The following is a 14,797-nucleotide window of genomic DNA, read 5'->3' as shown; positions in this document are numbered from 1 at the left end:
TTCAATGACTGATATCGACGGTTGAATTGCTAAAATAGCCGGTTCAGCACACAGTCATTCTGTGTATAATTCGGATAGTTTACTTTTGTGCAAAAACCAAAAGTATAAAACATGTTCGACGCTATCCTTCGATTCTCAGTAAAGAAGAAGCTTTTTGTGGGGCTTACCACTTTGTTTCTTTTGATTGGTGGAATTTATTCCATGTTGACACTTCCTATAGATGCTGTTCCGGATATTACAAACAATCAGGTACAGATTGTAACCGTGTCACCAACCTTGGCTCCACAAGAGGTGGAGCAACTTATCACAATGCCCGTGGAAATCGCCATGAGTAATATCATGAATGTCACTGAAATCCGTTCCGTCTCCCGTTTCGGGCTGTCGGTGGTGACGGTAGTCTTTAAAGAGAGTGTACTTACTCTGGATGCCCGCCAGTTGGTGAACGAGCAGATACAGAGTGTGGCCGGTGAGATTCCTTCGGAGTTGGGTATGCCCGAAATGATGCCTATTACCACTGGACTGGGTGAGATATATCAATATGTATTGAAAGTGGAACCGGGATATGAGGATAAATATGATGCAATGGAGCTTCGTACTATTCAGGACTGGATTGTGAAGCGGCAGTTGTCCGGTATCCCGGGTATTGTTGAGATAAACAGTTTTGGAGGTTATCTGAAACAATATGAAGTAGCGGTTGATCCGGATGTACTTTTCTCTCTCAATATCACTATCGGAGAAGTATTCGAAGCCTTGAATAAGAATAACCAGAATACAGGTGGTAGTTATATCGAGAAAGTTAATCGTGCTTATTATATTCGCTCTGAAGGGATGATAAGCCGTATTAAAGATGTGGAACAGATAGTAGTAGCCAACCGTAATGGTATTCCTATCCGTATCAGTGACATCGGTACAGTACGTTTCGGAGCACCCAAACGTTTCGGAGCCATGACAATGGACGGCAAGGGCGAATGTGTGGGTGGTATTGCCATGATGCTGAAAGGAGCTAATGCCAATGTCGTAACTGGAGAACTAGAGAAAAGAGTGGAAAAGATACAGAAAATATTGCCGGAAGGTGTTACTATCGAGCCTTATCTGAACCGCTCTGAATTAGTGAACCGCAACATTTCTACTGTTATCTACAATCTGATAGAAGGCGCGATCATCGTATTTCTGGTATTGATTGTTTTTCTGGGCAATGTACGTGCCGGACTGATTGTGGCTTCCGTCATTCCATTAGCAATGTTGTTTGCATTCATTCTGATGCGTATTTTTAATGTTTCTGCCAACCTTATGAGCTTGGGGGCGATAGATTTCGGTATTGTTGTCGATGGCTCCATTGTTATATTGGAAGGTATATTGGCGCATATTTACAGTAAGAAGTTTAAGGGTCGCACTTTATCGGCAAAAGAAATGGATGCGGAAGTAGAGAAAGGTGCTTCGAGTGTGGTACGGTCTGCGACATTTGCTGTATTCATCATTCTGATCGTCTTTTTCCCTATACTGACGTTGACAGGAATAGAAGGGAAGTATTTCACACCGATGGCTAAAACCTTGGTATTTTGCATTATCGGTGCTCTGTTCTTATCATTGACTTACGTTCCGATGATGGCTTCCCTGTTCCTGAAACATCATATTGTGACAAAACCGACTTTTGCTGATAAATTCTTTGAAGCACTGAATAAACTCTATGCCCGTGCCTTGTCATTTTGCTTACGCTTTAAGTGGCAAACTGTTGCAACTGCGTTTGTGGCTCTGGTTATTTCTCTCTTTCTTTTCACCCGTCTGGGAGCGGAGTTTATTCCTACGTTGGATGAAGGGGATTTTGCCATGCAGATGACGCTTCCGGCCGGCAGTTCGTTGAGCGAAAGCATCGAAGTATCCAATGAAGCGGAGAAACTCCTGATGGATAAACTCCCGGAAATAAAACATGTGGTAGCCAAAATAGGTACGGCGGAAGTTCCGACAGACCCGATGGCAGTGGAAGATGCCGACGTAATGATTGTCATGAAGCCTTTTAAGGAGTGGACCAGTGCTGCCAGTCGTGCCGAAATGGTAGAGAAGATGAAAGAGGCTCTTGAACCGTTAGCTAACCGTGCAGAGTTTAATTTCTCCCAACCTATTCAACTTCGTTTTAATGAGTTGATGACAGGAGCCAAAGCAGATATTGCTGTTAAACTTTATGGAGAAGATGCACATGAACTCTATCAGAAGGCAAAAGAAGCTGCTGCTTTTGTAGAAAAGGTACCTGGGGCATCGGATGTGATTGTAGAACAGACAATGGGGTTGCCTCAGTTGGTAGTAAAGTATAATCGTGGAAAGATTGCCCGCTATGGTATCAATATAGAAGAATTGAATACTATTATTCGTACAGCCTATGCCGGAGAGGCTAGTGGAGTAGTCTTTGAAAATGAGCGTCGCTTTGACTTGGTGGTTCGTCTGGATCAGGATAAAGTGGCTGATTTGAATCTGGATAAACTCTTTGTCCGTTCCAATGAAGGCATTCAGATACCGGTCAGTGAGGTAGCTACCATTGATTTGGTGAATGGTCCGTTACAGATTAACCGGGATGCAACCAAACGTCGTATTGTAATCGGGGTCAATGTGCGTGGAGCGGATATTCAGCAGGTGGTGCAGGATATACAGAAGACGCTGGACAAGAATATTCAATTAAAGCCCGGATATTATTTCGAATATGGCGGACAATTTGAGAATTTGCAGAATGCCATCAACACTTTGCTGGTTGTTGTACCGGTAGCTCTGATGCTGATTCTGTTACTATTGTTTTTCGCTTTCAAGAATGTTACTTATACATTGGTGGTGTTCTCTACCGTGCCTCTTTCATTGATTGGCGGTATTCTGGCACTATGGCTACGCGGTCTTCCATTCAGCATTTCGGCGGGAGTAGGCTTCATAGCCCTTTTCGGTGTAGCGGTTCTCAATGGTATTTTAATGATTAATCACTTTAATGATATAAGAAAAGAAACTATGTATGCTCTTTCTACCAGACGGGTGATTGCCCGTGGAACCGCTCATCTGTTGCGGCCTGTTTTCTTGACAGGACTGGTTGCTTCCTTGGGATTTGTTCCTATGGCCATTGCCACCTCGGCCGGCGCCGAAGTGCAGCGTCCGTTGGCTACTGTAGTTATTGGCGGGCTGATTGTATCTACTGTATTGACACTGCTTATTATTCCTGTTTTCTATCAGATTGTAAGCTATACAGTGGTATGGAAACACCGTTTCTCTGCGAAAAAGTTCTTGTTCTTCTTTCTGTTGTTGGCTGTTATGTTGCCCTTTACGGCGAAAGCTCAGGAGAAAGTGACGATGGAGCAGGCTATAGAACTGGCAAAGCAGAACCATCCCCGTTTGAAAATAGCTTCTGCGGCAATCCGCCAGGTAAAGGCGGGCAGGGGAGAAGTTTTGGAATTGTCTCCTACCGAGATGAACTATTCATGGGGACAACTGAATGGTGAACTTAGAAAAGACAAGCAGTGGGAAGTAACCCAAGGCTTAGGCTCTTTGTTGACTCCTTTTTATAAGAATGCTTTGGTGAACAGGCAGGTTGAAACGGGGACTTTCTACCGGCAGATCGCTGAAAAAGAAGTGGTGGCGGAAGTGAAGCGGGCATGGGCATATTATCTGTATGCTTGCAATCTTCGTGCCTTATACAGTGACCAGAACAAATTGGCCGGGCAATTACAGCGTATGGGTGAGTTGCGTTATCAGCAGGGAGAAATAACTTTGCTGGAGAAAAACATGACCACCAGTATGGCTGTGGATATGAAGAATCGCCTTTTTCAGGCACAAGAAGAGGAAAAACTGGCTTTGTCACGCCTGAATTGGGTCTGTTATGCAGACCGGCCATTGATTCCGGCAGATACGGCATTGGTACTATTTCCGGTAGATTATCAGGTGCCGTCTTTTTCGGAAGTCCATCTGAATTATTTTCAGAGTCAGGCTAATGAGGCTAAAGCACAATTGAATGTGGAGCGAAGCCGATTTTTCCCTGAACTTTCCTTCGGTTACCTACGTCAGGATATACTTCCACTGAAAGGATTGAATTCGTGGATGGTTGGAGTTTCTTTTCCGGTTTATTTCTTGCCGCGGCATAGCAAGATAAAGCAAGCGAAAGTGGCTGCCGTCATAGCAAGAACTGAAGCAGAGACTAATACACAGAATCTATATAACAAGGTTTCGGAAGCTGTTGCCAGCTTGCGCCGCCAGTCCGAAAGTCTGCGCTATTATACAACATCGGCATTGAAAGAAGCGGATGAACTGGTGAAGGTGGCCAACCTGCAGTTGCAACATAGCGAAACGAATATAACTGAATTTATACAAGCCGTTAATGTGGCGCGTGACATTCGTCGCGGATACCTCGAAACGGTATATCAATACAATATAGCAGCCCTTGAATACGAACTTTTTAAATAGAATGATGACGATGAAAAAGATAACTTTCCCCTTAATTCTGCTGGTGCTGACGGCATGCGGCGAGAACAAAGAAGTCCAACCGGCAGAAGAGGCTACCGCTGTTGCCGTAGTAGAAAACGTGACAGATAGCATTCAGGTAGATGCTATTACCTCAGCTACTTCTAAACCCAATCAGGTGTCATTTAACGGTACAATGGTTATTCCTCCGCAACGGATGGCGACAGTTTCACTTACGATGGGCGGGGTAATTAAGAGTACTTCTTTGCTGCCCGGCGAACCAGTCCGACAAGGGAGTGTATTGGCTACTCTGGAAAATCCCGACTTTATAACTTTACAACAGACATATCTGGACAGTCATGCACAGACTGAATTTCTGGAAGCAGAATATCTTCGCCAACAAGCTCTTTCCGCCGAACAAGCTGCCTCCCAAAAGAAACTTCAACAAAGCAAGGCAGATTACCTTTCAATGAAAAGCCGTGTAGAGGCGGCAGCTGCACAGTTGAAGTTACTGGAAGTTGAACCTGAAGTCTTGCTGAAGGAGGGTATTCAACCTTTTTTGCAGATTAAAGCTCCGATCAGTGGCTATGTGGCAGATGTGAAAATGAATGTCGGTAAATATATGAATGTAGGAGATGCCCTTTGTGAAATAGTAGATAAAAGCCGGACTTTACTCAGATTGACAACCTATGAAAAGGATTTGGCAGATATGAAAGTGGGAAATCCGGTACAATTTCGTGTAAACGGAATGGGTAAAATTGTATTTAAGGCTACTTTGATATCTATCGGGCAGAAAGTGGATGAAGATACACGCTCTGTTGAAGTCTATGCCAGGGTAGATACTGTGGACAATCAATTCCGTCCCGGTATGTACGTCACAGCAAGGATTATGAAAGAGCAGGCTTCGGCTGAACAATAAGGTTCCTTATCTTTGAAAAAATAAGGATGTGATGGAATAAAATGTATCTTTGTATGTAAAATACTTCAAGCATGAAAAACCGGTATACTCTGTTCATACTCATCGTTTCCATTTCCGTGGCAACATTGATTCATTTTCCGGAATTGGTTTCTCTCTTTGATGTCTTCGAGAGCCAGACACTGTTTCCGGGCATGAGGCCTGCTGATGTGGCAAGTGAAGTGTTTTTCACTTTCATCTCTCTTGTGATTCTGTTTGAGGTGAACATTTTGCTGTTCCACTTTAACCAGCCGGCTGTAAAAATTACCTGGCAGAAGATGATGTTGTCATTGATACTGACTTGGATTTTAAGCAGTTTGTTAGGGAAATGTTTTGTATTCCTACATCACACTTTCGATATTCCGGCCATTGATGCCATGGTACATCATTATCTGCATCCTCTGCGTGATTTTATAATAACCTGTACCGTATCGGGAAGTTGTTATATATCCTACCTTATCCGGCGCCAGCAGGAAGTCGTTATAGAAAACCAGCAGCTGCAGGCCGAGAACATTCTGAACCAGTATGAGGCTTTGAAGAATCAATTGAATCCGCACATGCTTTTTAACTCTCTGAATACTCTCCGGTCACTGGTACGCGAAGACCAGGATAAAGCACAGGAATACATTCAGGAACTTTCCCGTGTTTTGCGCTACACTTTGCAGGGAAATGATTCGAAAAGTGTGTGTGTGAAGGATGAAATAGAATTTGTGTCGGCTTATATCTTTTTGTTGAAGATGCGTTTTGAAGATAATCTCTCTTTTGATATTTGTATTGATAATAAATATGCCAATTATTATTTGCCTCCTATGGCAGTCCAGATGCTGATAGAGAATGCAGTGAAACATAATGAAATAAGCGACAGGCATCCATTGAATATCCGTATTTATACCGAAGGGGAAGAATTAATCGTTACCAATCCGGTGCAGCCTAAACTGACTGCTACTATAGGAACTGGCATAGGACTGGCAAATCTTGCAAAACGCTATTATTTGCTTTACAAGCGGGAGATACAAATCAGCGAGAACGAGCAGTTTACCATACGTATTCCTTTAATACCGAGTGTTTTATGAAAGTAATTATAATAGAAGATGAGAAAGCGGCAGTTCGCAACCTGAAAGCTTTGTTACAGGAAGTGAAGCCGGAAGTGGAAGTAGAGGCTACTTTGGACAGTATTGCGGCTGTATTGGATTGGTTTGCCATGCACTCTATGCCGGACATGATCTTTATGGATATTCATTTAGCTGACGGATCAGCCTTTGAAATCTTCGATCATGTAGATATTACCTGCCCTATTGTTTTCACTACGGCCTATGATGAATATGCTCTTCGTGCGTTCAAAGTGAACAGTGTGGATTATTTGTTGAAGCCTATTGGAAAGAGTGATATTGAGAAGGCTTTCCATAAGTTGGAGCAGTTGCATGGTTCGGAACAAGGGAAATCCCCTGACAATGCTTTGTTGCAATTAATTCATTCGCTGAAAAAGCAGGAAAGTTATAAAACGCATTTTCTCATTCCGGCGAAGGGTGACAAGTTGCTACCGGTTTCGGTGGATATGATTCTGCTGTTTTATATTCAGGACTGCAAAGTGAAGGTGGTTCTTGCCGATGGTAAGGAATATACATTTCCACAAACACTGGATGAAATAACAGAGTGTATCGATCCATCCCTGTTCTTCCGTGTCAACCGGCAATTTTTGATTTCCCGTGAGGCTATCAAGGATATTGATTTATGGTTCAATAATCGTCTGTCTATTAATCTTCGTTGCAAGGTATCGGATGAAAAAGTGTTGGTAAGCAAGGCACGTGTGCAGGAGTTTAAGGATTGGTTTTCCAAGACACATTGAGCATGTCGTGAAGAATTACAGAGAGAAAAAGGACATAAAATAATGTGCCAATCAATTCAACCGACGTTACATGAGCTACAAGCTACAAGTTACAAGTACTTTGCAGCGTGATAGCGCAGCCACTCGTAGTTCGTAACTTGTAGCTCGTATCTATTACCACTCTATCGGTTCATATTCCAGTCCGAATACATCCGCTACAGCTTTATAAGTAACTTTACCTTCTACTACGTTCAGTCCCAGTGCCAGAGCGGGATCGTCTTTACATGCTTTTTGCCAGCCTTTGTCTGCCAATGCCACGGTATAAGGTAGTGTGGAGTTCGTCAGTGCCATAGTTGAAGTGAATGGCACTGCTCCCGGAATATTAGCTACCGCATAGTGTACGATACCGTCCACTACATACGTTGGTTCACTGTGGGTGGTAGGATGAGAGGTTTCAAAGCATCCGCCCTGGTCTATGGCAACATCTACGAGAACGGTTCCCGGTTTCATCAGCTTCAGCATATCTTTGGTAATCAGATGTGGAGCTTTATCTCCCGGAATCAGTACGGAACCAATCACGAGGTCTATGTTAGGCAGTTCCATCCTGATGTTATGCATAGAAGAATATAGAGTTTTTACATTCTTTGGTAACACTTCGCTAAGGTAGCGCAGGCGTGTCAGATTAATATCGGTGATCAGTACTTCCGCACCCATTCCGGCAGCCATCTGTGCAGCATTGGTTCCTACTACACCGCCCCCCAGAATTAATACACGTGCAGGACGAACGCCGGGTACACCACCCAGTAATTTCCCTTTTCCGCCTTGCGGCTTTTCCAGGAAACGGGCACCTTCCTGTGTAGCCATACGTCCGGCTACTTCACTCATGGGAGTGAGCAATGGGAGAGAGTGGTCTTCCTTCTCTACGGTTTCGTAAGCGATGCAGATGCCACCGCTCTCTATCATGGCTTCGGTAAGTATCTTATCGGCGGCGAAGTGGAAATAGGTAAATACCACTTGCCCCTTTTTAATCAGTTTGTACTCGGGGGCGATAGGTTCTTTCACCTTTACAATCATTTCAGCTGCGGCATACGTAGCTTCGATGGTTGGCAGCATTTTCGCACCCACTGCAGTGTACTCTTCATCAGGAAAACCGCTGTTTGTACCGGCAGACGCCTGTACATACACTGTATGACCTCTTTTCACCAACTCGGCTACTCCGGCAGGGGTCATTCCTACACGGTTCTCGTTGTTTTTGATTTCCTTAGGTACTCCGATAATCATAACCTTACAATTTTAATTGGGGGTTAAACATGTCGCAATGTAGCGATTTCCGTGTTTCGATGTACTTTGAGAGTAGGTGTTTTACAACAGTATTTTTATACAGGTTTTAATCTGAAATAATCGGATGCCCGCTGAGTTTCAATATTTTGCTCAGGAGGTTGTTCATGTATGAATATGAAATGATTAGTGCCTGTACCAGTCATATTTTTTTTCCTGGTCATCTGTTTTGTTCTCTTTTTGCAGTTGCTTTTGTGCCTTGTGTAAACGACGTATGGTGATAATCATTATTATAAAGCCTATGGCAATAAGTATTGCTAAAACAAGGCATGTGTAGGTGAAAGTTGTATGGGTCATTGATGTTTATATAAGTGTTTATTATATAGTTTGCGTTGCAAAGATATGTCTTTTGGGGAATTATGCAAGTACAATTATGATATTTATTGCGGCAAAGATGGGGATATTTTTTATCTTTGCCTGCGTTTAAAAACAAAGATTACACCTATGAATAGATATACCAAATCTACTATATATTTATCTTTTTTATTATTGTTCGGTGGAATGCAGATTCCTACTGCTGTTCATGCACAGGATGCTACCTTTACCCCGCCTTTTGATTTCCCCATTACTTTTTCCGGGAACTTCGGTGAAATACGTGCCAATCACTTTCATGGCGGACTGGATTTCAAAACAGGAGGTACTATCGGTAAGCCGGTGCATGCCTTGGCCGAAGGATATATTTCGCGTATCCGTGTCACACATGGTTCGGGTTATGTGCTCGATGTAGCCTATAATAACGGATATAAAACCATCAACCGACACCTTAGTGCTTTTGTGGGTGATGTAGCCCGTAGGGTAGAAGACTTGCAATATGAAAAGGAGTCATGGGAAGTGGAGATTACACCCGAACCGGGTGAATATCCGGTAAAGACAGGGCAGGTTATCGCTCTGAGTGGCAATACCGGTTATTCTTTCGGTCCGCACCTGCACTTGGATATGTTTGAGGCGGATACGGACGATTATATCGACCCGTTACCTTTCTTTAAGAAGAAAGTGAAAGACAATACGGCTCCTCGTGCCGAAGGCATTATGCTCTTTCCACAGCCGGGCAGGGGAGTAGTGGGAGGAAATCAGAAGCATCAGGCTTTTCCACTTAATCCCAAACAGCCGATTACTGCCTGGGGACTGATAGGTTCAGCTATTCGTGCCTATGATTATATGGACGGAGTGAGCAATCGTTACGGAGTGCATACTGTTATTCTGGAAGTAGATAGTGTGGAAGTATTCCGTAGTGTGGTAGACCGCTTCTCGGAAAACGAAAACCGGATGATAAATTCGTGGACGTACGGGCAGTATATGAAGTCTTTCATCGAGCCTGGAAATACATTGCGTATGCTGCATGCTTCCAATGGTAACCGGGGATTGATTGAGATCAATGAAGAACGCCCCTATCGCTTTGTCTATACACTGAAAGATGCATTGGGAAACACCTCAAAGGTGCGTTTCACCGTACATGGAAAGCGTACGGAAATAAAACCTGTGGAACATCGGGAGAAATATGTTTTCCGCTGGGATAAGGTGAATATTCTGCAAGAACCTGGCTTGAATCTGATCATACCCCGAGGTATGCTCTATGACGACGCATACCTGAACTATGCCGTACGGGCTGATAGTGGAGATATCGCTTTCACCTATCAGTTGAATGATACACGCATACCTCTGCATGGCCGTTGCGAATTAAGTATCGGATTGCGCCGCCGCCCGTTGGAAGATATGACAAAATATTACGTGGCAGGTGTGGGTAGCCGTGGTAAGAAGTATAGTATCGGTGGCAAATATGAAGATGGTTTCATGAAAACCACTATCCGTGAATTGGGTACTTACACTGTTGCCATTGATACCGTACCGCCTAAAATTACTCCGCTTAATCCGAAACAATGGGGAAGTACAGGGCGCATCGTATTCAAGGTAAAAGATGAAGAGACCGGTATCAGCAGTTACCGCGGAATCATAGACGGCAAGTATGCCTTGTTTGGCAAACCCAATTCCATCAGTGGGAATCTGGTGTGCGAACTCGACCCGAATCATGTAAAAAAGGGAGGCAAGCATGTTGTGGAAATGACTGTAACGGATGGATGTGGGAATCAGACAACGGAAAAGTTTGAGTTTGTCTGGTAAATAACCCTGTGTCTGAACCCTGTCATCTCCGTACCATCTCCGTATTTATAACTACGGACTTGACACGGACTTGGTACGGACTTGATACGGACTTGGTAGGTAGCGGCTTATGTGCGACATTTGATTTAATAATTAATATAACTGAAGTATGAAAAGTAAAAGACTGACTCTTTCCGTCTTAGGTATGGTGGTAGCCGTGGCAAATGCATTGGCTTGCACCAATCTTATTGTAGGTAAAAATGCCTCTACAGACGGTTCTACCATCGTTTCTTATTCTGCCGACTCCTACGGGTTGTTCGGTGAGTTATATCATTACCCTGCCGGTGTACATAAGAAAGGCACTCTGATGGATGTACATGAGTGGGATACCGGCAAATATCTGGGTCGGATAGAGCAAGCCCGCCAGACTTACAATGTTATTGGTAACATCAACGAATTCCAGCTGACTATTGCCGAGACTACTTTCGGCGGTCGTCCGGAATTGGTGGATACTACCGGTATTATTGATTACGGCAGTCTGATTTACCTGGGATTGCAACGTGCCCGTACTGCCCGTGAAGCCATTAAGGTGATGACCGATCTTGTACAGGAATACGGCTATTACAGCAGTGGTGAGTCTTTCACTATTGCCGATCCTAATGAGATCTGGATTATGGAAATGATAGGTAAAGGTCCCGGTGTGCGTGGTGCCGTATGGGTAGCTGTACGTATTCCGGATGATTGCATTTCTGCTCATGCCAACCAATCCCGTATCCACCAGTTCGATATGAACGACAAGAATAATTGTCTTTATTCTTCCGATGTGATTTCTTTTGCCCGCGAAAAAGGTTACTTTACCGGCGTGAATAAGGATTTCAGTTTTGCAGATGCATACGCTCCTCTGGATTTCGGTGCACGTCGCTACTGTGAAGCCCGTGTATGGAGCTATTTCAATATGTTTACCGACCGTGGAGAAGAATTTCTTCCGTATATAGAAGGTAAAACCGATCAGCCAATGCCGCTTTATCTGAAAGCAAACCGCAAAATCTCCGTACAGGATGTGAAGAATGCCATGCGCGACCATTATGAAGGTACTCCGCTGGATATTAGCAAGGATTTCGGTGCAGGCCCTTACCACACACCTTATCGTCTTTCTCCACTTTCTTTCAAGGTGAACGATCAGGAATATTTTAATGAACGTCCTATTTCTACCCAGCAGTCCGGTTTTGTCTTTGTATCTCAGATGCGTTCTTCTATGCCCGACGCTATCGGTGGTGTACTTTGGTTCGGTACGGATGACGCCAACATGACGGTGTTCACACCTGTATATTGCTGCACGGATAAAGTGCCTGTATGCTACTCACGCGTAGATGGTGCCGACTATATCACTTTCTCATGGAATTCTTCTTTCTGGATTTTCAATTGGGTGGCGAATATGGTTTATCCTCGCTATGATCTGATGATTGAGGATGTACGTGCAAGCCAGTCGGAGATGGAAACGACTTTCAATGATGCGCAGGAAGGTATTGAATCAGCGGCATCCAAACTATATGCCAAAGATCCTGCCCAAGCAAAAGCATTCCTGACTAACTATACAAATATGACTGCACAAAGCACTCTTGATACCTGGAAACGTTTGGGCGAATTCCTTATCGTAAAATACAATGATGGTGTAGTGAAGCGTATGAAAGATGGTAAGTTCGAACGTAATTCCATCGGTCAGCCGGCAGGCGTGATACGTCTCGGATACCCGAAAGAATTCCTGGAAGAGTATGTAAAACAAACCGGTGACCGCTATAGAATGCCGGAATAATGCCCTGTTGCAGATTTCACAGGAACTTCATTTCTCCTGTGAAATCTGTACAATACAGTGTAAATCTTTCATGAAAATGTAGGATATTTGAACTTATTCGCCTACATTTGTGTCTTACAAATAACAGATATATTTTAACCTCTAAAATAACAATAATTATATGGAGAATCAGGAACTTATCAAACAGGTAACTGAGAAAGCCCAGAGATGGCTCACCCCGGCTTATGATGCCGAAACTCAGGCGGAAGTGAAACGCATGTTGGAGAACGAAGATAAAACCGAACTGATAGATTGCTTTTATAAGGATTTGGAATTCGGAACGGGTGGTTTGCGCGGCATCATGGGCGCAGGAACCAATCGTATGAATATTTACACGGTAGGTGCTGCTACACAGGGACTTTCCAACTATCTGAACAAATGCTTCAAGGATAAAGAGCAGATTTCTGTGGTGGTAGGTTATGACTGCCGCAACAACAGCGACAAGTTTGCTCAGATTTCTGCAGATATCTTCTCGGCAAACGGTATCAAAGTATATCTCTTCGATGATTTGCGTCCTACACCGGAAGTTTCTTTTGCCATCCGTCACTTCGGTTGCCAAAGTGGTATCAATATCACTGCAAGCCACAATCCGAGAGAGTACAACGGTTATAAGGCTTATTGGGATGATGGTGCACAGGTACTTGCTCCGCACGATACCGCTATCATCGATGAAGTAAATAAGGTGACTGTTGCCGACATTAAGTTTAAAGGTAACAAAGACCTGATTCAGACTATCGGTGCTGATGTGGATAAGATCTATCTGGATATGGTTCATTCCATTTCTATCGATCCGGAAGTGATCAAGCGTCAGAAAGATCTCAGCATTGTTTATACTCCGCTGCATGGTGCAGGTCGTGTTTTGATTCCTGCCTCTCTGAAAGAATGGGGATTTGAAAATGTAAATTGTGTACCTGAGCAGATGGTGAAGGATGGTAATTTCCCGACAGTGGTATCTCCAAATCCGGAAAATGCTGAGGCACTTTCTATGGCTATCGCTTTGGCGAAGAAGATCGATGCTGATATCGTAATGGCCAGCGACCCCGATGCTGACCGTGTAGGTATGGCTTGTAAAGATGATAAGGGTGAGTGGGTACTTATCAATGGTAACCAGACTTGTCTGATCTTCCTGTATTATATCATCAAGAACCGTATTGCAATGGGTAAGATGCAGCCGAATGACTTCATTGTGAAGACCATTGTAACTACTGAATTGATTAAGGCTGTAGCTGATAAGAATAAGATTGAAATGCGTGATTGCTACACTGGTTTTAAGTGGATCGCACGTGAAATCCGTTTGAGCGAAGGTAAGCAGCAATACATCGGTGGTGGTGAAGAGAGCTATGGTTTCCTGGCAGAAGACTTTGTTCGTGATAAAGATGCCGTTTCTGCTTGCTCACTGCTTGCTGAGATCTGTGCATGGGCTAAGGACCAGGGCAAGACATTGTATGACGTGCTGATGGATATCTACGTAGAGTATGGTTTCTCTAAAGAAACGACTGTAAACGTAGTGAAACCCGGTAAGAGCGGTGCAGATGAAATCAAAGCCATGATGGATAATTTCCGTGCTAACCCGCCGAAGGAAATCGGAGGTTCACCTGTTAAACTGATTAAGGATTATAAGACGTTGAAGATTACTGATGCCCAGGGAAAGGTTAGTGAACTGGATATGCCGGAAGCTTCAAATGTGCTTCAATACTTCACAGAAGACGGTACAAAGATTTCTGTTCGTCCGTCAGGTACTGAACCGAAAATTAAGTTCTATATTGAGGTGAAGGGTGAAATGGGTTGCCCGAAATGCTATGCCAGTGCTGATGCGGAAGCAGAAGAGAAGGTGGTAGCAGTACGCAAGTCACTCGGTATTTGAGAAAGGTAAACTGTTGATAAGCAGAAGGAAAGGTGTAATCCTGCGAAGGGTTGCACCTTTCCTGTTTTTTATCTGTTGGTGTGGACATTCTTTTCGCTTTAAGGTTCTTTTGCTTTCTTTAAGTCAACTCTGAAATCATTCTCTGTTAAATGCCGTTTTATATGCAACGTATGAACCTAACCTAAACCTTAGTTAATAGCCATCAGGATGGTAAAAGGGGATTTTGGCAATTAGTGGCGTAAGAACGTTTTCAATAGTGAAAGCACCAGTTGATATAAATTGCCATTATCCTCTTTTGTTTCTGATGGATATATTTAGAATGATTTGATGAAGGTCGGATGACCGGGAGATGAGAAGATATACAGATTGCGGTTGCATGCTAATTGGTTGATGTGAATGAGAGTCGTTTCATTCGTAGTTGTTCGTTTGTTGAATGCATGT

The 14,797-nt window shown here is 43.6% G+C and carries 8 protein-coding genes; 7 read left to right on the top strand and 1 reads right to left on the bottom strand.

The window, feature by feature from the left end:
* Positions 1–111: 111 nt before the first annotated feature.
* The 4 genes from BWI44_RS11855 to BWI44_RS11840 all read left to right on the top strand — a co-directional run bounded on the left by BWI44_RS11855 (position 112) and on the right by BWI44_RS11840 (position 7,226).
* Positions 112–4,428, top strand: a complete 4,317-nt coding sequence (locus BWI44_RS11855) for a CusA/CzcA family heavy metal efflux RND transporter (RefSeq protein ID WP_195209671.1) — start codon at positions 112–114, stop codon at positions 4,426–4,428.
* 10 nt (positions 4,429–4,438) lie between these two features.
* A complete protein-coding gene (locus BWI44_RS11850; protein ID WP_044534026.1) occupies positions 4,439–5,344 on the top strand; it encodes an efflux RND transporter periplasmic adaptor subunit in 906 nt (301 codons plus the stop codon).
* 71 nt (positions 5,345–5,415) lie between these two features.
* Positions 5,416–6,453 (top strand): sensor histidine kinase, encoded by a 1,038-nt coding sequence (locus tag BWI44_RS11845; protein WP_044534023.1) that lies wholly within the window; start codon positions 5,416–5,418, stop codon positions 6,451–6,453.
* Positions 6,450–7,226, top strand: a complete 777-nt coding sequence (locus BWI44_RS11840) for a LytR/AlgR family response regulator transcription factor (RefSeq protein ID WP_044534024.1) — start codon at positions 6,450–6,452, stop codon at positions 7,224–7,226. The genes BWI44_RS11845 and BWI44_RS11840 overlap by 4 nt, the downstream gene beginning before the upstream one ends.
* Before the next feature lie 153 nt (positions 7,227–7,379).
* Here the strand turns inward: BWI44_RS11840 and ald are convergent, their stop codons facing one another.
* Positions 7,380–8,486, bottom strand: a complete 1,107-nt coding sequence (gene ald / locus BWI44_RS11835; protein WP_195209670.1) for an alanine dehydrogenase — start codon at positions 8,484–8,486, stop codon at positions 7,380–7,382.
* A 558-nt stretch (positions 8,487–9,044) separates the two neighbouring features.
* Here ald and BWI44_RS11830 point away from each other — a divergent pair.
* From BWI44_RS11830 to BWI44_RS11820, 3 genes are all read left to right on the top strand, one after another.
* Positions 9,045–10,661 carry a M23 family metallopeptidase gene (locus BWI44_RS11830; protein ID WP_229036225.1) on the top strand — a complete coding sequence of 539 codons (1,617 nt, stop codon included), beginning with the start codon at positions 9,045–9,047 and terminating at the stop codon, positions 10,659–10,661.
* 148 nt (positions 10,662–10,809) lie between these two features.
* Positions 10,810–12,453, top strand: coding sequence for a C69 family dipeptidase (locus BWI44_RS11825; protein ID WP_195209668.1), 1,644 nt, complete (start codon positions 10,810–10,812; stop codon positions 12,451–12,453).
* A gap of 160 nt (positions 12,454–12,613) precedes the next feature.
* Positions 12,614–14,356: a phospho-sugar mutase gene (locus tag BWI44_RS11820; RefSeq protein WP_044534242.1), complete on the top strand. Its 1,743-nt coding sequence runs from the start codon at positions 12,614–12,616 to the stop codon at positions 14,354–14,356.
* Positions 14,357–14,797: the final 441 nt, after the last annotated feature.

Source organism: Bacteroides sp. Phil13, assembly GCF_001940965.1.
Taxonomy (GTDB): domain Bacteria; phylum Bacteroidota; class Bacteroidia; order Bacteroidales; family Bacteroidaceae; genus Bacteroides; species Bacteroides intestinalis.
This window is presented reverse-complemented; position numbering and strand designations above follow the sequence as displayed.